The sequence below is a fragment of the Streptomyces sp. NPDC001222 genome (genome assembly GCF_042896945.1).
Classification (GTDB): domain Bacteria; phylum Actinomycetota; class Actinomycetes; order Streptomycetales; family Streptomycetaceae; genus Streptomyces; species Streptomyces gibsoniae.
Genome location: NZ_JBIAXT010000007.1, coordinates 111,706 through 132,402 on the forward strand (window position 1 = coordinate 111,706; position 20,697 = coordinate 132,402).

The following is a 20,697-nucleotide window of genomic DNA, read 5'->3' on the forward strand; positions in this document are numbered from 1 at the left end:
GAACGGTACTCAGACCCCCGCCCCGCACAGCGCATCGGTCACAGCGGCGGAGGGCTGCCCGGAGATTGTCCACAGCGGTTGACACCCTACGGCGCCACGTCCCACCATTGAACCGACACGACCGAACGATCGGTCGGGAGAGAGTGGTCGAGGGGGATCGCATGGCGACAGCAGCAGCGCACCGGACGGCCCACGCGGACGGCACGGCACAGGCGGACACAGCGGCCTACGAGGCCGGCTTCGACGCCGCCGTCGCCGCCGACGAGCGCATCGAGCCGCGCGACTGGATGCCCGACGCCTACCGCGCCACCCTGGTCCGGCAGATCGCCCAGCACGCGCACTCCGAGATCATCGGCATGCAGCCGGAAGCCAACTGGATCACCCGCGCGCCGTCCCTGCGCCGCAAGGCGATCCTGATGGCCAAGGTCCAGGACGAAGCAGGCCACGGGCTGTATCTGTACAGCGCGGCGGAAACACTCGGCACCAGCCGCGACGAACTGCTCGACAAGCTCCACTCGGGCCGCCAGAAGTACTCCTCGATCTTCAACTACCCCACGCTGACCTGGGCAGACGTCGGCGCCATCGGCTGGCTGGTGGACGGCGCCGCCATCACCAACCAGGTCCCCCTGTGCCGCTGCTCCTACGGCCCCTACGCACGCGCGATGGTCCGTGTCTGCAAGGAGGAGTCCTTCCACCAGCGCCAGGGATACGAGTTGCTGATGGCCCTCAGCCACGGCACACCGGAGCAGCACGAGATGGCCCAGGACGCGGTGAACCGCTGGTGGTGGCCCTCCCTGATGATGTTCGGCCCGCCCGACGACGAGTCGTCGCACTCCGCGCAGTCGATGACCTGGAAGATCAAGCGCCACTCGAACGACGAGCTGCGCCAGCGCTTCGTCGACATCTGCGTCCCCCAGGCCGAATCGCTGGGGCTCACCCTCCCCGACCCGGACCTCGTATGGAACGAGGAGCGCGGACACCACGACTTCGGACCCATCGACTGGACCGAGTTCTGGGACGTCCTCAAGGGCAACGGCCCCTGCAACGAGCAGCGGCTGACCCAGCGCAGGCAGGCGCACGACGAGGGCGCCTGGGTACGGGAGGCGGCCGCGGCGTACGCGGCGAAGCACAACGGGACGGGCGCGGCCGACGAGCACGCGCGCACCACGGGCGCAGGATCGGCGACCAGGGCCGACGAGAACGGAGAGGCGTGACCATGACGACCGAAGAGTGGCCGCTGTGGGAGGTCTTCGTGCGCTCCCGCCGAGGGCTCTCGCACACCCACGCCGGCAGCCTGCACGCCCCGGACGCCGAGCTGGCGCTGCGCAACGCACGTGACCTGTACACCCGGCGCGGCGAGGGCGTATCCATCTGGGTCGTGCCGTCCACCGCGATCACCGCCTCCTCACCGGACGAGAAGGACCCCTTCTTCGAGCCCTCCGCCGACAAGCCCTACCGGCACCCCACGTTCTACGAGATCCCGGAAGGGGTGAAGCACCTGTGACCGTCACCCGGCACACCACGGCCGCCCTGGCCCTCGGTGACGACGCCCTGGTGCTCTCGCACCGCCTGGGGGAGTGGGCGGGCCACGCGCCCGTGCTCGAAGAGGAGGTCGCGCTCGCCAACATCGCCCTGGACCTGCTGGGCCAGGCCCGGGTGCTGCTGTCCATGGCCGGCGACGAGGACCAACTCGCCTACCTCCGCGAGGAGCGCGCCTTCCGCAATCTCCAACTGGTGGAACAGCCCAACGGCGACTTCGCGCACACCATCGCCCGCCAGCTGTACTTCTCCACCTACCAGCGGCTGCTGTACACCCGGCTGGCCACCACGGAGAGCGAGTTCACCGGCCTCGCCGCCAAGGCGGTCAAGGAGGTCGCCTACCACCAGGACCACGCCGAACAGTGGACCCTGCGGCTCGGCGACGGCACGGACAACAGCCACGAGCGGATGCAGCAGGCGTGCCAGGCCCTGTGGCGGTTCACAGGCGAGATGTTCCAGCCCGTCGAAGGCCTCGACATCGACTGGCCCGGATTGAGCGCCGCATGGCTGGACTCGATCGATGACGTCCTGCGCCGCGCCACCCTGGACATGCCCGAAGGACCCCGGTCCGGGGCATGGGCCGCAGGCGCCGGCCGGCAAGGACTGCACACCGAACCCTTCGGACGGATGCTCGCCGAGATGCAGCATCTGCACCGCAGCCACCCGGGGGCGTCATGGTGACGGCCACCGCCCTCGAAGAGGAACTGCGCCGACTCGCCGGCTCGGTCCCCGACCCCGAGCTGCCCGTCCTCACCCTGGAGGAACTGGGCGTCCTGCGAGCCGTCCATGTGCAGGGCCCCGACGCGGTGGAGGTCGAACTCACCCCCACCTACACGGGATGCCCGGCGATCGAGGCGATGGCCCTGGACATAGAGCGTGTGCTCCGGGAACACGGCGTATCCCACGTCACGGTGCGCACGGTGCTCACCCCCGCCTGGTCGACGGACGACATCACCGCCGAAGGCCGCCGCAAACTGCGCGAGTTCGGCATAGCGCCACCCCGCACCCGGCGGACGTCCGGCCCCGTCCCCCTGGACCTCGGCCCCACCCGCACGGCCGCGAACGCCCCCGGACCCGAGGAGCCCGTGCGCTGCCCGTTCTGCGGATCCGACGAGACCGAGCTGCTCAGCCGCTTCTCGTCCACCGCATGCAAAGCGCTGCGCCGCTGCCTCGCCTGCCGTGAGCCCTTCGACCACTTCAAGGAGCTGTGATGGCCCGGTTCCACCCGCTCCCCGTGGCCGCCGTCGACCGGCTCACCGATGACTCCGTGGCCCTGACCTTCGCGGTGCCGCCCGCACTGCGCGAGGAGTACCGGCACGCGCCCGGCCAGCACCTCGCCCTGCGCCGCACCGTCGACGGCACGGAGGTCCGGCGTACGTACTCGATCTGCTCCCCCGCACCGGCCCCGGACGACGAGGGTCCGGGCACCCTGCGGGTCGGGGTCCGACTGGTCGACGGAGGCGCCTTCTCCACCTACGTGCTCAAGGAGATCGCCGTCGGCGACGAGCTGGAGGTGATGACCCCCGCAGGACGGTTCACGCTGGAGCCGACACCCGGACTGTACGCGGCGATCGTCGGCGGCAGCGGAATCACCCCCCTGCTGTCCATCGTCTCCACCCTGCTGGCACGCGAGCCCCGCGCCCGGTTCTGCCTCATACGAAGCGACCGGACGTCCGCCTCCACGATGTTCCTGGAGGAGGTCGCCGACCTCAAGGACCGCTTCCCCGAGCGGTTCCAGCTGGTCACGGTGCTCTCCCGGGAGGAACAGCAGGCAGGACTGCCGACAGGCCGGCTCGACGAGGACCGGCTGTCCGGGCTGCTGCCGGCGCTGCTCCCGGTGGACGAGGTCGCGGGCTGGTTCCTGTGCGGACCGTTCGGACTGGTGCAGTCGGCGGAGCGGGCACTGCGCGGGCTCCGGGTGCCGCGGACGCGGATCCACGAGGAGATCTTCCACGTGGAGGCGGCCACCGCGGTCACCTCGTCCGCACCGGTCCCCGCACACAGCGCCGTGACCGCCCGGCTCGACGGGCGCGGCGGCACCTGGCCGGTCCGCGACGGCGAATCGCTGCTGGAGACGGTTCTGCGCAACCGGCCCGACGCCCCCTACGCCTGCAAGGGCGGAGTGTGCGGAACCTGCCGGGCCTTCCTGGTCTCGGGCGAGGTGCGCATGGACCGCAACTTCGCGCTGGAGCCCGAGGAGACGGACGCGGGATATGTGCTGGCGTGCCAGTCGCACCCGGTCACGGAGAAGGTGGAGCTGGACTTCGACCGCTGAGCGGCACCGGCATCGGCGCACCGCCGGAACCGTGCCGCTCCACGTTCCCGGACCGTTCCCTTCTCATAGAACCTGTTCTATCTTGACGCTCCGTCAGATCAGCGGAGCCGCCGGGAGGACAGGCCGTGGACTTCACCTTCAGCGAGGAGCAGCAGGCGGCACTCGAGGCAGCAAAGGCCCAGTTCGCCGGGGTCGCGCCGGACGGGGTACCCAGCCCCGCACTCACCCCGGGCGCCGTCGCCGACGACTTCGACCGCACGCTGTGGGCCCGGCTCGCGGACGCGGACCTGCTCAGCCTGCTCCTCGACACCGAGTACGGCGGCGCCGACCTCGACCCCATCGCGCTCTGCCTGGTCCTCCGGGAGTCCGCCAAGGCACTGGCCCGCGTCCCCCTGCTGGAGCACACCGCCGCGGCCACCTCCGTCCAGGCCCACGGCAGCACCGAAGCGAAGAAGGAACTACTCGCCCGGGCGGGCCGCGGAGAACTGACCCTCACGGTCGCCGCGCACGGCCGCACCGGCCACGACCCGGCCGAACTCGCGGTCGTCGCACGCCAGAAGACAGACGACACCTGGGTGCTGGACGGAACCCAGACGGCGATCCCCTGGGCCCACACCGCCGACTTCGTCCTCGTACCGGCACACACCCGCGACTCCGGCCGCACCGTCCTCGCCCTCGTCCCGCGGGCACACGAAGGCGTCGTACTCGCCGACCAGTTCTCCACGACCGGAGAACGCCTCGCAGAACTCCATCTGGACTCCGCACGCGTCGCCGCCAGGTATCTGCTGGACGCCGACGGCGCCTGGGAGGGACTCCGGCTGCTCCTCACCACCGGGACCTGCGCACTCGCCCTCGGCCTCGGCGAGAAAGTACTGGAGATGACCAGCGGGTACACCGGCAGGCGAGAGCAGTTCGGCCACCCCATCGCCACCTTCCAGGCGGTCGCCGTACAGGCCGCCGACCGGTACATCGACCTGCGCGCCATGGAGGCCACACTCTGGCAGGCGGCATGGCGGATCAGCTCCGGCGCACAGGGCGCACTGCCCCCCGCCGGCGACGTGGCGACCGCGAAAATCTGGGCGTCGGAGGGCATCCGACGGGTCGTGCAGACCGCGCAGCATCTGCACGGAGGATTCGGCGCCGACACGGACTACGCCCTGCACCGCTACCACGCCTGGGCCAAGCACCTGGAACTCTCACTCGGCCCCGCGGCGGCACACGAGGAAACCCTGGGCGACCTGCTGGCGACACACCCTCTGGGCTGACCGCCACAAAACCCGCCCGCAGCCGGCAGAGCCGGCCCTCCGGAACTAGAGCACGAAACCCGGCTCGCCCTTGCCGTCCACGACAGGACGGCCCTCGGCGGCCCAGACCTGCATGCCGCCGTCGACGTTCACCGCGTCCACACCCTGCTGGGCCAGGTACATCGTGACCTGAGCCGAACGCCCACCGGAACGGCAGATCACATGGACCCGCCCGTCCTGCGGCGCCGCCTGGGTGAACTCACCGTACCGAGCCACGAACTCGCTGAGAGGGATGTGCAGCGCCCCCTCGGCATGACCCGCCTGCCACTCGTCGTCCTCACGGACGTCCAGCAGAAAGTCGCCGTCCTTGAGGTCCGCGACCTCGACCGTGGGCACACCAGCTCCGAAATGCATACCCCCGACGCTACCCGACGGGCGCACATACCTGCCCCGCCCCACTCCACCGGGCCGGACCGGACGGATCAGCCGTGCAGCGCCGCCAGCTCGGCTTCCTTCTCCGCGACCTGGGCCAGCAGCCGCTCCGCGATCTCGTTCAGAAGACTGTCGGGGTCGTCGGGGGCCAGCCGCAGCATCGAGCCGATCGCGCTCTCCTCCAGCTCCCGGGCCACCAGCGTGAGCAGGTCCTTGCGCTGGGCGAGCCACTCCAGACGGGCGTACAGCTCCTCGCTGGGGCTCGGCCTGCGTTCCTCGGGCACGGGACCGGCCGCCCACTCCTCGGAGAGCTCCCGCAACTGCGCTTCGTCACCGCGCGCGTACGCGACGTTGACCCGTGAGATGAACTCGTCGCGCCGCTTGCGCTCGTCCTCGTCCTGAGCCAGGTCGGGATGCGCCTTACGGGCCAGCTCGCGGTACAGCCTGCGGGCCTCCTCACTGGGGCGCACACGCTGCGGGGGCCGCACGGGCTGGTCCGTGAGCATCGCCTGGGCCTCCGGGAACAGCCCTTCGGAGTCCATCCAGCCGTGGAACAGCTCCTCCACACCCGGCATCGGCATGACCCGGGCCCGGGCCTCGTGAGCGAGCCGGATGTCCTCCGGATCCCCGCTCCGGGCGGCCCGCGCCTCGGCGATCTCGGCCTCCAGCTCGTCGAGACGCGCGTACATCGGGCCCAGCTTCTGGTGGTGCAGCCGCGAGAAGTTCTCCACCTCGACGCGGAAGGTCTCCACGGCGATCTCGTACTCGATCAACGCCTGCTCGGCGGCCCGCACGGCCTGCTCCAGCCGCTCCTCGGGCCGCGGCCCGGGGGCCTCGCCGCTACCGCCCTCGCCGGGCTCCCCGGTCGCAGGAGAGCCGGCAGAGCCCTCGCCGGTCGCTGCGGCCGTAGGGGAGGCAGTGGATTCTTCGCCGGTCGCTGCGGTCTCACCGGAGGCGTTCCGGTCATCGCCCGCCTCCATGGCTTCACCGGAAGCAGCGCGCACCTCCCCGGTCCCCATGGCTGACCCGGAACCGGCGCTCTCGGCGAGCGGCTCCTCGGCAGCGGACACAGACTCGCTCTGCTCGGCTTCGGGCGTCGTCACCGCACCAGCGTATGACACGGGGGAGGGCGGCTGCGGGGTCTGTCGGGGTCCTGGGCCTTCGAGCGGATCGCCGCAGCTTCTGGGGGGGTCCCCCTCCCCCACCCCCTCCCTCCCCACCCCCCTCAAGCCCCCTCAGACCCCCATCTCCCCCGCCAATCGCCCACTCCGCACAGCCGCCACCAACTCCGCGTGGTCCGCCTCCGTGCGGTCCGCGTAGGCCACGGCGAACGTACCGATCGCCTCGTCCAGTTCCTCGTTCTTTCCGCAGTAGCCCGCGATCAGACGCGGGTCGGCGCTGTGGCTGTGGGCGCGGGCCAGCAGCGCTCCGGTCATGCGGGCGTAGTCGTCGACCTGGTCGGCGGTCAGCGCCGCGGGGTCGACGCTGCCCTTGCGGTTGCGGAACTGCCTTACTTGGTACGGGAGTCCGTCGACCGTCGTCCAGCCCAGCAGGATGTCGCTGACGACCTGCATCCTCTTCTGGCCGAGGACGACCCGGCGCCCCTCGTGCTCCGTCTCCGGTATCGGGTGGCCGGCCGTCGCCAGATGCGGGAGCAGGGCGGACGGGCGGGCCTCCTTGACCTGGAGGACCAGTGGTTCGCCGCGGTGGTCGAGGAGCAGCACCACGTAGGAGCGGGTGCCTACGCTGCCCGTGCCGACCACGCGGAACGCCACGTCGTGCACCGCGTACCGCCCGAGCAGCGGGAGGCGGTCCTCGGACAGGGTCGTCAGATAGTGCTCCAGCGAGGCGGCGACCGCCGCCGCCTCCGCGTCCGGTATGCGGCGCAGCACCGGCGGTGCGTCCACGAAGCGGCGGCCGCCGCCGTCGACCGGCTCGGTCGACTTCGCCGCGAACCGTCCGCTCGTGTTGGCCCGGGCCTTCTCGGAGACCCTCTCCAGGGTGCCGAGCAGGTCGTGGGCGTCGGTGTGGGAGACCAGTTCCTCGTCCGCGATCGCGTTCCACGCGTCCAGGACGGGGAGTCTGGCGAGCAGGCGCATCGTGCGGCGGTAGGCGCCGACCGCGTCCTGGGCCGCCGCCCGGCAGGTGTCCTCGCCGGCTCCGGCCACGCGGCCGGCGAGGACCAGGGAGGCGGCAAGGCGCTTGAGATCCCATTCCCAGGGGCCGTGGACCGTCTCGTCGAAGTCGTTCAGGTCGATGACGAGGCCGCCGCGGGCGTCGGCGTAGAGGCCGAAGTTGGCCGCGTGGGCGTCGCCGCAGATCTGGGCGCGGATGCCCGTGGCCGGGGTTCGGGCGAGGTCGTAGGCCATGAGGCCGGCCGAGCCGCGCAGGAACGCGAAGGGCGTGGCGGCCATTCTGCCGACGCGTATGGGGGTGAGTTCGGGGAGGCGGCCGTGGTTGGACTCCTCGACGGCGGTGACCGCGTCGGGGCGGCCGGTGTCCACCACGAGTTCGGCGTGCGCCCGGCGCCGTATCCGGGCGCGCAGCGCCTTGCCCTCGTCCTTGGGTGATTCCGGTGTTGGCCAGGGCGCGAAGCCCCGCACCGCGGCGATCCTGCTTGCCTGCAGCGGCAGCGCCGCCCCGGTCACCGTGCCGGTCTCGGTCACATCGACCGCCTCCCCCGTTGTCCGCTGTTCTTGCGGCTGTACGAACATCAACTGCGAATGACCGTACAGCCGGTGGGCGGGGAGCGTCAGACCCTGTGGACAACTCGGTAGTTGTGGACAACCTGGTCAGCGCCGGTTCGCGTGCGGCGCGGCCGGCAGGCGGCCGGACGGCGTGGCCCGGGAAGCGCGGCGGACGGTGGGGCGGTGTCCAGGGGCGGTCGGGGAGCGAACGGTCAGTCCTGGTGGACGACGTTCCTGCCGGGGCCGCCGGAGAGGATGTCCTTGCCGGGGCCGCCGTACAGCCGGTCGTTGCCGCTGTCGCCGTACAGCTGGTCGACGCCGCTGTTGCCGTAGAGGACGTCGTTGCCCTTGCCCCCGTACAGCAGGTCGTTGCCGGATCCGCCGTGGAGGGTGTCGTTGCCGTCGCCGCCGGAAAGGTTCTGGTCGCCCGCGCCGCCGTGGATCACGTCGTCGCCCTTGCCGGCGTCGACGATGTCGCCCGTCGAGTGGACCGTGTCGTTGCCGTCACCGGCGAAGACCACGGAGGCCGCACCCACCGTGATGGTGTCGTTGCCCGCGTCGCCGGAGACGAAGCTGCCGTCGACCGTGCCGGTGTCGGTCAGCCTGTCGTTGCCGCTGCCCAGGGAGATCTGGTTGAGGTAGTAGGCCTGGCCGGTGTTGTTGTGGACGGTGCCGGTGTCGTTGCCGTCGCCGGCGTTCAGCGTGAGGGCGGCGTAGGGGTCCTGGCTGTCCACGGTGGTCACGGTGCAGGAGACCTTGGTGTGGTCGGGGCCGACGGGGTAGGCGCAGCCGGTCCCGGCCGTGATCGGGACGATGTCGTCGATCACATAGGTGATCTTCGCGGTGTTGCGGGTGGAGGACTCGGTGACGGTCACCTTGTTGGTCTGGCCGGAGGCGGCCGTGTAGAAGAGCTGACGGCCGTTGGCTCCGAGTGCGGCGGTGGCCGACGTCGTCGCGGCGCCGGCCGTGGTGGCCAGGGCGACCTAGGCCGTGAGGCCGACGCCGAGGGCCAGCGTCAGCACCGATGCGGCACCCGACACACGGCGGCTGACGAGGGGAGAGCGCCGTGCGTAACCTCCAAGATGAACAGGCGAGTCGGGCAACATCACATGTGACTTCCGAACATGTGACTTCCGACGCATGCCCCGGGTTGTCCACCGCCTCGTACGGGACAGCGTCCGGGGCCCTTTTCCGGCCGGTCGTGTTCCAATGGGCGCGTGACGTCCCGCCAGGCGTTCACGCTCGCGTTCGGCCCCGGCCGAGCCGGTAGGCCCCGCCTCCGAGGACGAGGAGACTCCGGATTGACCCCCGAGCAGTTGCGGTCCTTCTGCCTTTCCTTCACTGCGGCTGTGGAGGAGTTCCCCTTCCCCTCCGCCCAGGAGCTCTCCGTCTTCAAGGTGGAGGGCAAGGCCTTCGCCCTGACGGGCCTGGGCGCCCGCCCGCTCACCGTGAACCTGAAGTGCGACCCGGAGGACGCGCTGCGGCTGCGGGGTGAGCACCCCGCGCTGATCGTCCCGGGATGGCACATGAACAAGCGCCACTGGAACACGGTGACGGTGGACGGCGAACTGCCGGACCAACTGGTCCGAGAACTCATCGAGGACTCCTACGACCTGGTCGTCGCGGGCCTGCCGCGGCCCGCACGCCTGCGCCTCGACCGCCCTTGAGCGAACGAGGACCAGGAATCACGTGCCGCGCATCACAGGCACGTGAGATACGTCACGCGACCAGCCCTGCCGTTTCCCTCGGGGCGATGCGGCAGTGCGAGGACTCACCTCCGGCACTCCACAAAGGCACGTGTCCTCAGAGGTTCGCCGCCAGGTAGGCGTTACGCGACCTGATGAGTCTTGGCATGTACCAGCGCAGGACGGCACAGTCCGCGATCCGCCCCAGGACGCCCAGTGGCGAGGAGAAGTCGATCACGTCGGTCATGAGGGTGCCGCCGTCACGGTGCGGTTCGAAGCGATGCGTGTGCCGCCAGTGCCTGAACGGGCCGGCTTCCTGCTCGTCGACGAAGAACCGTGGCGGACCCCAGTCGGTGATGCGGGCGGTCAGCCTCCACGTCAGGCCGAAGTGCCGGGCCTGTAAGGTCACCGCCTGGCCGAGCACGAGCTTGCCCTGTGTCGTGCCTCCTACTGCCCGTTCCGAGGAGGAGGCCATCGATCGGGTGTGCGCCTCGACATCGAGACAGGCATCGAATGCCCGCTCGGGAGTGACGGGAAGCACGGTGACGATCTCGAAGTGCGGCACGGATGTCCTTCGCGGGCGGTGACCCAGGTGGCGGCTCCACTGAAGGAAGAGTGTCACCCCAAGGCGACCCGAGAGTTCTTACGGGCCCCGCCGCGGAGTCATCTGTGCCTCCGTCACCGTCTCCATCCGGCCCACCGCCCGTCCCCTCCGGGTCGACGACGATCGTGAACGGATTCGACTGTGTGTTCACCGACTCGCGCGGCAAGGCCGCCGTGCGACTGCGGCACGGCCAGGGGTCACCCGCACAACCGCTGCCCCCGTCCGTGAGATAGCTCACTGACGGGGCGACTGCGTCCAGGGTCGGGCGGTGTGTTGTCTCACAACTCCGGGCACAACGAGAAACGGGCCCCTGCGGTGACTTCCGTCACCGGCAGAGACCCGTTCGTCACTACCTAGTGGTGCGCGAGGGGGGAGTTGAACCCCCACGCCCTTGCGGGCACTGGAACCTGAATCCAGCGCGTCTGCCTATTCCGCCACCCGCGCATTGGGTGTGTCTTCCGGCTCCCGCTCCTTTTCGGTGCTGGCGCCTTCCGACATCCAGAACATTAGCACGGTGGAGAGGGTGGGTTCACATCCCTTTCCCCCAGGGCTACCGCCCCGCCCGCCCGCACCCCCCCTGCGACCAGCGACGCGAGGCACTCACCCCCCGGACCTGCCCCCACCTGCGGTCCACGGCCGCCCGGCACTCACACCTGACCCCCGCACCCTGCCGCCGTGCCCGGGGCCCCGACACCCGCCCCACGCCACGCCCTGTCCCACAACCTCAGCCGCGCCGACCCGGCCTCCCATGTCCCACGACCCACGACCCCCGCCCCACCGCCCTGTCTCCGCCCCTCAGCACCCCCGTCCCCCACCCCCACCCAACGTCTCAACCCGAATCGGTTCACGTATCAACCTCGTACCGGTCCCGCTCATCTCTCCAGGAGGGGGCAGGGTCCGCGGTCAGGTGCGGGACACTGGTCTGCAGCCGCCTCTACGATCCATGCACAGGAGTGCGCGCACGCGGTACGGGCACGCAGTACGAGCAGAAGGAGTTCGAAGAGGTCGTCCGGAGGGAACGCCGCAGGCGTCGACACCGGTCGACAGGGCCGACAGGGGGAACCAGCCGATTTTCCGGCGCGTGGATACGATCAGTAAGCAGTACCAGGTAAGCAGTACCCAGGACGGCAACGACGGAGGAGGTGCCCCATGGGAGTCCTGAAGAAGTTCGAGCAGCGTCTCGAAGGTCTGGTCAACGGCACCTTCGCCAAGGTGTTCAAGTCCGAGGTCCAGCCCGTGGAGATCGCCGGCGCGCTGCAGCGCGAGTGCGACAACAACGCGACGATCTGGAACCGCGACCGGACCGTGGTCCCCAACGACTTCATCGTGGAGCTGAGCGCGCCGGACTACGAGCGCCTGAGCCCGTACTCGGGCCAGCTCGGCGACGAGCTGGCCGGCATGGTCGGCGACTACGCCAAGCAGCAGCGCTACACCTTCATGGGCCCGATCAAGGTCCATCTGGAGAAGGCCGACGACCTCGACACCGGTCTGTACCGGGTGCGCAGCCGCACCCTGGCCTCCTCCACCGACCAGCAGGCTTCCGCCCCCGCCGCCCCCTCCGGGCGGCAGGCCCCGAGCGGCTACGGCTATCCGCCGTCCGCCGCGCCGGCGGGAGCACCGCCCATGCCGACCGCGCCGCCGCCCGGCGGGCGCCCCGGCGGCTATGGGTACCCGCAGCCCGCGGGTCAGCGTCCCGGTGCCGCTCCGGCGTCCGGCGGGCGCACCCGCTACTGGATCGAGATCAACGGCACCCGCCATCAGATCTCCCGTCCGACGCTGGTGCTGGGTCGCAGCACGGAGGCGGACGTGCGGATCGACGACCCCGGCGTCTCCCGCCGGCACTGCGAGATCCGGACCGGAACGCCCTCGACGATCCAGGATCTCGGGTCCACCAACGGCATCGTGGTGGACGGGCAGCACACCACCCGCGCTACGCTCCGCGACGGCTCGCGGATCGTCGTGGGCAGCACCACCATCATTTACCGGCAAGCCGAAGGGTGAAGCGGGGGCAATGTCAGAGCTGACCCTCACGGTCATGCGGCTGGGTTTCCTGGCCGTACTGTGGCTGTTCGTGATCGTGGCCGTGCAGGTCATCCGCAGCGACCTGTTCGGTACGCGTGTCACACAGCGCGGCGCGCGCCGTGACGCCGGACGGCCGCAGCAGGCGGCCCGGCCGGCGGGGCCGCCGCCGCAGCGGCAGCAGCCGAGCGGCAACCGCCAGCGCCGCGGTGCCCCCACCAAGCTGGTCGTGTCCGAGGGGTCGCTGACCGGCACGACGGTCGCGCTGCAGGGCCAGACCATCACGCTCGGCCGCGCCCACGACAGCACCATCGTGCTGGACGACGACTACGCCTCCAGCCGGCACGCCCGGATCTACCCCGACCGGGACGGCCAGTGGATCGTCGAGGACCTCGGGTCCACGAACGGCACGTACCTCGACCGGAACCGGCTGACGACCCCCACACCGATCCCGCTGGGTGCGCCGATCCGCATCGGCAAGACCGTCATCGAGCTGCGGAAGTAGTACGACAATGAGCGAGCGGAGCGAGCACGCAGCGGAGGCCCTCACCATGGGCTCCGGCGCGCTCCCGACCGGAGGGTGGGCACCGTGCGGATGTACCCGGAGCCGACAGGCGAGGTGCGCATGAGTCTGTCACTGCGCTTCGCCGCCGGATCGCACAAAGGCATGATCCGCGAGGGCAACGAGGACTCCGGTTACGCCGGTCCGCGGCTGCTCGCGATCGCCGACGGGATGGGTGGCCAGGCCGCCGGCGAGGTCGCCTCCTCCGAGGTGATCTCCACGATCGTCGCGCTCGACGACGACATCCCGGGCTCGGACATCCTCACCTCGCTCGGCACGGCGGTGCAGCGTGCCAACGACCAGTTGCGGGCGATGGTGGAGGAGGACCCCCAGCTCGAGGGCATGGGGACCACGCTCACCGCTCTGCTGTGGACCGGTCAGCGGCTCGGTCTCGTGCACGTCGGCGACTCGCGCGCGTATCTGCTGCGGGACGGCGTCCTGACGCAGATCACGCAGGACCACACCTGGGTGCAGCGGCTCGTCGACGAGGGCCGCATCACCGAGGAAGAGGCCACGACCCATCCGCAGCGCTCGCTGCTGATGCGGGCGCTGGGCAGCGGCGACCATGTCGAGCCCGACCTGTCGATCCGTGAGGTGCGGGCCGGCGACCGGTATCTGATCTGCTCCGACGGGCTGTCCGGAGTGGTCTCCCACCAGACGATGGAGGAGACCCTCGCCAGCTACCAGGGCCCGCAGGAGACCGTGCAGGAGCTGATCCAGCTCGCGCTGCGCGGGGGCGGCCCCGACAACATCACGGTCATCGTGGCCGACGTCCTCGACCTGGACACCGGGGACACCCTCGCCGGGCAGTTGTCCGACACCCCGGTCGTGGTGGGCGCGGTCGCCGAGAACCAGCTCCACCTGCACGACAACGGCATCATGCAGACGCCCGCGGGCCGCGCCGCCGGTCTCGGCCGGCAGGTGCCCGGGCAGGGCGGCGGCGAGTTCGGCCCGCCCGGCAGCGGTGACACCGACGGCTACGCCCCGGCGGGCAGCTTCGGCGACTACACCGACGAGGACTTCATCAAGCCGCGCAGGGGCCGCAGGTGGCTGAAGAGATCCTTCTACACGGCTCTCGTGCTCGGCGTGATCGGCGGCGGCTGCTACGGCGCCTACCAGTGGACGCAGACGCAGTACTACGTCGGCACCAACGGTGAGCATGTGGCGCTCTACCGCGGTATCAGCCAGGACCTCGCCTGGGTGTCGCTGTCGAAGGTGGAGAAGGACCACCCCGAGATCGAACTCAAGTACCTGCCGCCGTATCAGCAGAAGCAGATCCGGGCCACCATCGCCGAGGGCGGCCTCACGGCGGCCCAGTCGAAGATCTCCGAGCTGTCGGTGCAGGCGTCCGCGTGCCAAAAGGAGAGCGAGCGCCAGAAGAGCGGCAGCCAGAGCAGCACGAAGCCCGGCGGGTCCGCCACGGGAACCACAAAGACCTCCCAGACGTCCAAGGCCTCGCCATCGCCGACGCCCTCGGCGCCGACCTCCAAGTCACCGACCGCACCCACTCCCACACCCGGCCCCACCCTCTCGGAGGAAGAGCAGAAGGTCGTCTCACTGTGCGGTAAGCAGTAAGCAAGCCGTGAGGGGCCCTGTCACACCATGAGCAGCAGTACGAACACGACGACGCATCACACGTCCACGATCGGCGCGATCGGCGCGCCGAGCCGCCGCAACACCGAACTGGCGCTGCTGGTCTTCGCCGTCGTCATTCCGGTGTTCGCCTACGCCAACGTGGGCCTCGCCATCAACAACAAGGTGCCGCCCGGCCTGCTGAGCTACGGCCTCGGCCTCGGCCTGCTGGCCGGCGTGGGCCATCTCGTGGTACGGAAGTTCGCCCCGTACGCGGATCCGTTGCTGCTGCCGCTGGCGACACTGCTGAACGGGCTCGGCCTGGTCGTCATCTGGCGGCTGGACCAGTCGAAGCTGCTGCAGGCCATCAAGCAGGCCGGCACCGCGGCGCCCCGCCAGCTGCTGTACACCGCGATGGGCATCGCCCTCTTCGCCGTCGTGCTGATCTTCCTGAAGGACCACCGGGTCCTGCAGCGCTACACGTACATCTCCATGGTGGGCGCGATCGTCCTCCTCCTGCTGCCGCTCGTCCCGGGTCTCGGCGCCAACATCTACGGCGCGAAGATCTGGATCCACGTCGGCAGCTTCAGTATCCAGCCCGGTGAGTTCGCCAAGATCGTGCTGGCGGTCTTCTTCGCCGGCTATCTGATGGTGAAGCGTGACGCGCTCGCCCTGGCCAGCCGCCGCTTCATGGGTCTGTACCTGCCGCGCGGCCGCGACCTCGGCCCGATCCTCGTCGTGTGGGCGATCTCGATCCTCATCCTGGTCTTCGAGACCGACCTCGGTACGTCGCTGCTGTTCTTCGGAATGTTCGTCATCATGCTGTACGTCGCCACGGAGCGGACCAGCTGGATCGTCTTCGGTCTGCTGATGTCCGCGGTCGGCGCGGTCGGTGTGGCGTCGTTCGAGCCGCACGTGCAGCAGCGTGTCCAGGCCTGGATGGACCCGATGAAGGAGTTCATGCTCAGCCGCCAGGGCGTCGCCGGCCACTCCGAGCAGGCCATGCAGGCGCTGTGGGCGTTCGGCTCCGGCGGCACCCTCGGCACCGGTCTCGGCCAGGGCCACTCCGATCTCATCCGGTTCGCGGCCAACTCCGACTTCATCCTCGCGACCTTCGGCGAGGAGCTGGGCCTGGCCGGCATCATGGCGCTTCTGCTGATCTACGGTCTGATCGTGGAGCGCGGCGTGCGCACCGCCCTCGCCGCCCGCGACCCGTTCGGCAAGCTGCTCTCGGTGGGCCTGTCCGGCGCCTTCGGGCTCCAGGTCTTCGTGGTCGCCGGCGGTGTCATGGGTCTCATCCCGCTGACCGGTATGACGATGCCCTTCCTGGCGTACGGCGGTTCCTCCGTCATCGCCAACTGGGCACTGATCGGCATCCTGCTGCGCATCAGCGACACCGCGCGCCGTCCGGCCCCGTCCCCCGCTCCGAACCCCGACGCCGAAATGACCCAGGTGGTCCGCCCGTGAACAAGCCTCTGCGCCGGATCGCGATCTTCTGCGGGCTCCTCGTCCTCGCGCTGCTCGTCCGCGACAACTGGCTCCAGTACCTCCAGGCCGACAAGCTGCGCACGGACCCGAACAACCGCCGGGTCCTGATCGCGCGGTACTCCAAGCCCCGCGGCGACATCATCGTCGACGGCAACCCGATCACCGGGTCGAAGAAGACGTCCACCAACAGCCTCAACGACTTCGCGTACAAGCGCACCTACAAGGACGGCGCGATGTGGGCGCCGGTCACCGGCTACGCGTCCCAGGCGTTCGGGGCCACGCAGCTGGAGTCCCTCGAGGACGGCATCCTCACCGGCGACGACGACCGGCTGTTCTTCCGCAACACGCTGAACATGCTGACCGGCAAGCAGCAGTCCGGCGGAAACGTCGTCACCACGCTCAACGCGGCCGCGCAGAAGGCCGCCTACGACGGTCTGAAGAACGTCGGCGGCAAGGGCGCGGCCGTCGCGCTGGACCCGCAGACGGGCGCGATCCTGGCGCTCGCGTCCTACCCGTCGTACGACCCGTCGTCGTTCGCGGGCAACTCCACGTCCGTCGACTCCAAGGCGTGGACGCAGCTGCAGAAGAAGAACGACCCGAGCGACCCGATGCTGAACCGGGCGCTGCGCGAGACCTACCCGCCGGGCTCCACGTTCAAGGTGGTCACGGCGGCGGCGGCGCTGGAGAACGGGCTGTACAGCGGCGCGGACCAGAACACCGACTCCCCGCTGCCCTACATCCTCCCGAACACCAAGACCGAGCTGAAGAACGAGGGCAACATCCCCTGCAAGAACGCGACCATGCGGGTCGCGCTGCAGTTCTCCTGCAACACGGTCTTCGGCAAGATCGGCGCCGACCTCGGCAAGGACAAGATGCTGGAGGAGGCGAAGAAGTTCGGCTTCGACTCCGAGCAGTACACGCCGGTGCGGTCCAACGCCTCCAACTTCCCCAAGGACATGGACAAGCCGCAGACGGCGCTGAGCTCGATCGGCCAGTTCGAGACGGCCGCGACCCCGCTGCAGATGGCGATGGTCGCCTCGGCGGTCGCCAACGACGGCAAGCTGATGAAGCCGTACATGGTGGACAAGCTGCAGACGCCGGGCCTGGACGTGATCACGCAGACCCAGCCGCAGGAGATGAGCCGTCCGCTGTCCGAGAAGAACGCCCAGATCCTGCAGTCGATGATGGAGACGGTCGTCAAGGACGGTACCGGCAAGAACGCTCAGATCGGCGGCGCCACCGTGGGCGGCAAGACCGGTACCGCCCAGCACGGTCTGAACAACAGCGAGAAGCCGTACGCGTGGTTCATCTCGTTCGCCAAGCTCGGTGACGGCAGCTCGCCGGTCGCCGTGGCCGTGGTGGTCGAGGACGACAACGCCAACCGTGACGACATCTCCGGTGGCGGTCTTGCCGCCCCGATCGCGAAGAACGTCATGGAGGCGGTCATCAACAGCAAGAAGTGACCCCTGTCACGTCCCCTTCACATCGGTGCACGTTGCGATACCGGTCCTGTATCGGGTGGCGGATGTGGCCAGGTCACACAAAGCGAGCCGGGTAGCGTATGCCCGGACAGCACACCGCCGGACCATACGCGGGTGTGGTCGGGACCGACGGAGAGGGCTGGTAGGAAGCTATGGAAGAGCCGCGTCGCCTCGGCGGCCGGTACGAGCTGGGCCATGTGCTCGGTCGTGGTGGCATGGCGGAGGTCTACCTCGCGCATGACACGCGCCTCGGCCGCACCGTGGCAGTGAAGACGCTGCGCGCCGACCTGGCGCGTGACCCTTCCTTCCAGGCCCGGTTCCGCCGGGAGGCCCAGTCGGCCGCCTCGCTCAACCACCCCGCGATCGTCGCGGTGTACGACACGGGTGAGGACTACATCGACGGGGTCTCGATCCCGTACATCGTGATGGAGTACGTCGACGGCTCCACGCTCCGTGAGCTTCTTCACAGCGGCCGCAAGCTGCTGCCGGAGCGGGCCATGGAGATGACCATCGGCATCCTCCAGGGCCTGGAGTACGCCCACCGCAACGGCATCGTCCACCGCGACATCAAGCCGGCGAACGTCATGCTGACGCGCAACGGCCAGGTCAAGGTGATGGACTTCGGTATCGCCCGCGCGATGGGCGACTCCGGCATGACCATGACGCAGACGGCCGCCGTCATCGGAACGGCCCAGTACCTCTCGCCCGAGCAGGCCAAGGGCGAGCAGGTCGACGCCCGCTCCGACCTGTATTCGACGGGTTGCCTGCTGTACGAGCTGCTGACGGTCCGGCCGCCGTTCGTGGGCGACTCCCCGGTCGCGGTGGCCTACCAGCACGTGCGCGAGGAGCCGCAGCCGCCGAGCGTCTTCGACCCCGAGATCACGCCCGAGATGGACGCGATCGTGCTCCGGGCGCTGGTCAAGGACCCGGACTACCGCTACCAGTCCGCCGACGAGATGCGCCAGGACATCGAGGCGTGCCTCGACGGCCAGCCGGTCGCGGCGACGGCGGCGATGGGCTCCGTCGGCTACGGCGGCTACCACGACGACCAGGCGACGACGGCCCTGCGCGCCGAGCCCGGTGCCGGCGCCACGACGATGCTGCCGCCGATGACCCCGGACGGCGGCGGCTTCGGCTACGACGACCGCCCGGACCGCCGCCGCCAGAAGAAGTCCAACACGTCGACGATCCTGCTGGTCGTCGCCGGTGTGCTGGTGCTGGTCGGTGCCATCCTCATCGGCAAGTGGATGTTCACGGGCAACGGTGTGGGCAACGGTTCCACCGAGGTGCCCAACCTCGTGGGACAGACCCTGAAGGACGCGCGGCAACTGGCGACGAACGCCGACCTGAAGGTGGGCAACATCACCCGAAGGCCCTGCGACGACCAGGCGAAGGGCAGTGTCTGCGACCAGGACCCGAAGGCCAAGTCCTCGGTCGACAAGGGCACCGCGATCAACCTGGTGGTGTCGACGGGTGCCCCGAAGGTGACGGTGCCCGACGTTCGGGGTGTGCAGTTCGACCAGGCGAAGTCCCAGCTCGAGGACAAGGGCTTCAAGGTCGAGCAGAAGACGCAGGAGTCCGACCAGACCCCGGGTGTCGTCATCACGCAGGACCCGAAGGGCGGTGTGGACAAGGAGAAGAACTCCACGATCACGCTGACCGTGGCCGTCGCCCCGGCGACGACGACCGTGCCGGACGTGTCGACCGCGGCGAACTGTGACGCCGCCAAGCAGCAGTTGCAGGCCAGCAACCTGACCGCCAACTGCGCCGAGGTGGACGTCACCGACCCGAACCAGGCAGGCAAGGTCGTCAAGATCGACCCCCAGCCGGGCAGCACGGTCAGGAAGGGCTCCACGGTCACCATCCAGTTCGGCAAGGCGGCCCAGCAGGTCCAGGTCCCGCCGAACATCCAGGGCCAGAAGCTGAAGGACGTCGAGCAGGCGCTGCAGCAGGCGGGTCTCCAGGTCGGCAACATCGCCGGCTCCCAGGACCCCAACGCCATCGTCGTCGGGTCCAACCCCACCCCGGGCTCCCAGGTCCCGCAGGGCACCTCGGTGACCCTGGTCACCCAGGACCAGGGCAACGGCAACAACGGCGGGAACGGCGGCGGCCTCTTCGGCGGCAACTTCGGCTGACCTTCGTAGATCGGCGATCAGGGCCCGGCACTCATGGAGTGCCGGGCCCCTGTCGCACCCGGACCGAAGTTCCCACGCCGCGGACTCCAGCTGATCGACGTCAGCAGCGACGGCCTGAGCTTCATGACCCCACGGAAGCGGCCGGCGAGCCGGGGGGGGTCAGTCCTGGAGTTCCTTCGGCGGCGTCCGCTTGCTGTCCACCTTCTCCACTCGCTCCAGCTCGCCCCACACGATGTAGCGGTACTCGGAGGTGAAGACCGGGGTGCAGGTCGTCAGGGTGATGTAGTGGCCCGGCTTCTTCACGCCCGCCTCCTCGGGGACGGCGGTGAGGACCTTCACGTCGTACTTCGAGGTCTCCGGGAGGATCGCGAAGACCTTGTAGACGTACCAGTCGTCCTTCGTCTCGAAGACGACCGGGTCGCCCTTCTTCAGCTTGTCGATGTTGTGGAACTTCGCCCCGTGCCCGTCGCGGTGCGCGGCCAGCGCGAAGTTGCCGGTCCTGCCCGTCATCGGCAGGGCCGCCTTGACGGGGTCGACGTAGTAACCGGCCACACCGTCGTTGAGGACGCTCGTCGACGTGCCCTTCTCGACCAGCACCTCGCCGTTGTGCATGGCGGGCACGTGCAGGAAGCCGATGCCGTCCTTGGTGTCCAGGGCCCCCGGGCCGCTGCCCTTCTCGGCCGCCCAGTGGTCGCGCACCTTGTCGCCCTGCCGGTCCGCCTTGCGGTCGGCGAGGACGTTCGTCCACCACAGGGAGTACACGACGAACAGGCCGAGCACGAGGCCCGCGGTGATGAGGAGTTCCCCGAAGACGCTGACGGCGAACGCGATCCGGCCGGACCCGCGGCGCCGCGGCGCGGAGGGGGAGCCGGGACCGGTCGCGGGCGCGCCGGTCTGCTCGTCCTGGTCGGTCGTCACTCCCACTGCATCTGCCCCGTCTGTCCCATGTGCCCGTGCGTCCACGGGCCTCGCCA

The 20,697-nt window shown here is 69.8% G+C and carries 19 protein-coding genes and 1 tRNA gene; 13 read left to right on the top strand and 7 right to left on the bottom strand.

Going from position 1 to position 20,697, the window contains the following annotated elements; genetic code table 11:
• The first annotated feature begins 161 nt into the window (after positions 1 to 161).
• The 6 genes from paaA to ACFY2Z_RS12670 all read left to right on the top strand — a co-directional run bounded on the left by paaA (position 162) and on the right by ACFY2Z_RS12670 (position 5,079).
• On the top strand, positions 162 to 1,214 hold the full coding sequence (gene paaA / locus ACFY2Z_RS12645) for a 1,2-phenylacetyl-CoA epoxidase subunit PaaA (protein ID WP_390744176.1): 1,053 nt from the start codon (positions 162 to 164) through the stop codon (positions 1,212 to 1,214).
• Between the two features lie 2 nt (positions 1,215 to 1,216).
• Entirely contained in the window at positions 1,217 to 1,504 is a 288-nt protein-coding gene (gene paaB, locus ACFY2Z_RS12650; protein ID WP_311693716.1) for a 1,2-phenylacetyl-CoA epoxidase subunit PaaB, read from the top strand.
• Positions 1,501 to 2,220 carry a 1,2-phenylacetyl-CoA epoxidase subunit PaaC gene (gene paaC, locus ACFY2Z_RS12655; protein ID WP_390744177.1) on the top strand — a complete coding sequence of 240 codons (720 nt, stop codon included), beginning with the start codon at positions 1,501 to 1,503 and terminating at the stop codon, positions 2,218 to 2,220. The genes paaB and paaC overlap by 4 nt, the downstream gene beginning before the upstream one ends.
• Positions 2,214 to 2,750 (top strand): 1,2-phenylacetyl-CoA epoxidase subunit PaaD, encoded by a 537-nt coding sequence (paaD, locus tag ACFY2Z_RS12660; RefSeq protein WP_390744178.1) that lies wholly within the window; start codon positions 2,214 to 2,216, stop codon positions 2,748 to 2,750. Before paaC ends, paaD begins: the two co-directional genes overlap by 7 nt.
• Positions 2,750 to 3,814, top strand: a complete 1,065-nt coding sequence (locus ACFY2Z_RS12665; RefSeq protein WP_390744179.1) for a 2Fe-2S iron-sulfur cluster-binding protein — start codon at positions 2,750 to 2,752, stop codon at positions 3,812 to 3,814. Before paaD ends, ACFY2Z_RS12665 begins: the two co-directional genes overlap by 1 nt.
• Before the next feature lie 125 nt (positions 3,815 to 3,939).
• Positions 3,940 to 5,079 (top strand): acyl-CoA dehydrogenase family protein, encoded by a 1,140-nt coding sequence (locus ACFY2Z_RS12670; RefSeq protein ID WP_390744180.1) that lies wholly within the window; start codon positions 3,940 to 3,942, stop codon positions 5,077 to 5,079.
• 45 nt (positions 5,080 to 5,124) lie between these two features.
• Here the strand turns inward: ACFY2Z_RS12670 and ACFY2Z_RS12675 are convergent, their stop codons facing one another.
• From ACFY2Z_RS12675 to ACFY2Z_RS12690, 4 genes are all read right to left on the bottom strand, one after another.
• Positions 5,125 to 5,454: a rhodanese-like domain-containing protein gene (locus ACFY2Z_RS12675; protein ID WP_390744341.1), complete on the bottom strand. Its 330-nt coding sequence runs from the start codon at positions 5,452 to 5,454 to the stop codon at positions 5,125 to 5,127.
• A gap of 86 nt (positions 5,455 to 5,540) precedes the next feature.
• Positions 5,541 to 6,593: a hypothetical protein gene (locus tag ACFY2Z_RS12680; RefSeq protein ID WP_390744181.1), complete on the bottom strand. Its 1,053-nt coding sequence runs from the start codon at positions 6,591 to 6,593 to the stop codon at positions 5,541 to 5,543.
• Positions 6,594 to 6,725: 132 nt separating this feature from the next.
• The gene (locus tag ACFY2Z_RS12685) at positions 6,726 to 8,204 is read right to left on the bottom strand and encodes a DUF2252 domain-containing protein (RefSeq protein ID WP_390744182.1); all 1,479 of its coding nucleotides are present in this window, start codon (positions 8,202 to 8,204) and stop codon (positions 6,726 to 6,728) included.
• 185 nt (positions 8,205 to 8,389) lie between these two features.
• Positions 8,390 to 9,052 (bottom strand): calcium-binding protein, encoded by a 663-nt coding sequence (locus ACFY2Z_RS12690; RefSeq protein WP_390744183.1) that lies wholly within the window; start codon positions 9,050 to 9,052, stop codon positions 8,390 to 8,392.
• 426 nt (positions 9,053 to 9,478) lie between these two features.
• Here ACFY2Z_RS12690 and ACFY2Z_RS12695 point away from each other — a divergent pair, with 426 nt between their 5' ends.
• Complete coding sequence (locus tag ACFY2Z_RS12695; protein ID WP_390744184.1) at positions 9,479 to 9,844, top strand: MmcQ/YjbR family DNA-binding protein; 366 nt, start codon at positions 9,479 to 9,481, stop codon at positions 9,842 to 9,844.
• A 136-nt stretch (positions 9,845 to 9,980) separates the two neighbouring features.
• Here ACFY2Z_RS12695 and ACFY2Z_RS12700 read toward each other — a convergent pair whose 3' ends face one another.
• Complete coding sequence (locus tag ACFY2Z_RS12700) at positions 9,981 to 10,427, bottom strand: SRPBCC family protein (RefSeq protein ID WP_390744185.1); 447 nt, start codon at positions 10,425 to 10,427, stop codon at positions 9,981 to 9,983.
• A 396-nt stretch (positions 10,428 to 10,823) separates the two neighbouring features.
• A tRNA-Leu gene (locus tag ACFY2Z_RS12705) sits at positions 10,824 to 10,910 on the bottom strand.
• A 705-nt stretch (positions 10,911 to 11,615) separates the two neighbouring features.
• On the opposite strand from ACFY2Z_RS12705, the gene ACFY2Z_RS12710 reads away from it, so the two are divergent.
• The 6 genes from ACFY2Z_RS12710 (at position 11,616) to pknB (ending at position 19,723) form a co-directional block, all read left to right on the top strand.
• Positions 11,616 to 12,467 carry an FhaA domain-containing protein gene (locus ACFY2Z_RS12710; RefSeq protein ID WP_390744186.1) on the top strand — a complete coding sequence of 284 codons (852 nt, stop codon included), beginning with the start codon at positions 11,616 to 11,618 and terminating at the stop codon, positions 12,465 to 12,467.
• A 10-nt stretch (positions 12,468 to 12,477) separates the two neighbouring features.
• A complete protein-coding gene (locus ACFY2Z_RS12715; protein WP_390744187.1) occupies positions 12,478 to 12,990 on the top strand; it encodes an FHA domain-containing protein in 513 nt (170 codons plus the stop codon).
• 120 nt (positions 12,991 to 13,110) lie between these two features.
• Entirely contained in the window at positions 13,111 to 14,622 is a 1,512-nt protein-coding gene (locus tag ACFY2Z_RS12720; RefSeq protein ID WP_390744188.1) for a Stp1/IreP family PP2C-type Ser/Thr phosphatase, read from the top strand.
• A gap of 27 nt (positions 14,623 to 14,649) precedes the next feature.
• Positions 14,650 to 16,086, top strand: coding sequence for an FtsW/RodA/SpoVE family cell cycle protein (locus tag ACFY2Z_RS12725; protein WP_390744189.1), 1,437 nt, complete (start codon positions 14,650 to 14,652; stop codon positions 16,084 to 16,086).
• Positions 16,083 to 17,570: a peptidoglycan D,D-transpeptidase FtsI family protein gene (locus ACFY2Z_RS12730; protein WP_390744190.1), complete on the top strand. Its 1,488-nt coding sequence runs from the start codon at positions 16,083 to 16,085 to the stop codon at positions 17,568 to 17,570. The genes ACFY2Z_RS12725 and ACFY2Z_RS12730 overlap by 4 nt, the downstream gene beginning before the upstream one ends.
• A gap of 170 nt (positions 17,571 to 17,740) precedes the next feature.
• Positions 17,741 to 19,723 carry a Stk1 family PASTA domain-containing Ser/Thr kinase gene (gene pknB / locus ACFY2Z_RS12735; protein ID WP_390744191.1) on the top strand — a complete coding sequence of 661 codons (1,983 nt, stop codon included), beginning with the start codon at positions 17,741 to 17,743 and terminating at the stop codon, positions 19,721 to 19,723.
• A gap of 159 nt (positions 19,724 to 19,882) precedes the next feature.
• Here the strand turns inward: pknB and ACFY2Z_RS12740 are convergent, their stop codons facing one another.
• Positions 19,883 to 20,647, bottom strand: a complete 765-nt coding sequence (locus tag ACFY2Z_RS12740) for a class E sortase (protein WP_390744192.1) — start codon at positions 20,645 to 20,647, stop codon at positions 19,883 to 19,885.
• Positions 20,648 to 20,697: the final 50 nt, after the last annotated feature.

Coding starts and splice junctions, on each gene's coding strand:
- paaA (WP_390744176.1), top strand. CDS start 162: ATGGCGACAGCAGCAGCGCACCGGACGGCCCACGCGGACGGCACGGCA.
- paaB (WP_311693716.1), top strand. CDS start 1,217: ATGACGACCGAAGAGTGGCCGCTGTGGGAGGTCTTCGTGCGCTCCCGC.
- paaD (WP_390744178.1), top strand. CDS start 2,214: ATGGTGACGGCCACCGCCCTCGAAGAGGAACTGCGCCGACTCGCCGGC.
- ACFY2Z_RS12665 (WP_390744179.1), top strand. CDS start 2,750: ATGGCCCGGTTCCACCCGCTCCCCGTGGCCGCCGTCGACCGGCTCACC.
- ACFY2Z_RS12685 (WP_390744182.1), bottom strand. CDS start 8,204: ATGTTCGTACAGCCGCAAGAACAGCGGACAACGGGGGAGGCGGTCGAT.
- ACFY2Z_RS12710 (WP_390744186.1), top strand. CDS start 11,616: ATGGGAGTCCTGAAGAAGTTCGAGCAGCGTCTCGAAGGTCTGGTCAAC.
- ACFY2Z_RS12715 (WP_390744187.1), top strand. CDS start 12,478: ATGTCAGAGCTGACCCTCACGGTCATGCGGCTGGGTTTCCTGGCCGTA.
- ACFY2Z_RS12720 (WP_390744188.1), top strand. CDS start 13,111: ATGAGTCTGTCACTGCGCTTCGCCGCCGGATCGCACAAAGGCATGATC.
- ACFY2Z_RS12725 (WP_390744189.1), top strand. CDS start 14,650: ATGAGCAGCAGTACGAACACGACGACGCATCACACGTCCACGATCGGC.
- pknB (WP_390744191.1), top strand. CDS start 17,741: ATGGAAGAGCCGCGTCGCCTCGGCGGCCGGTACGAGCTGGGCCATGTG.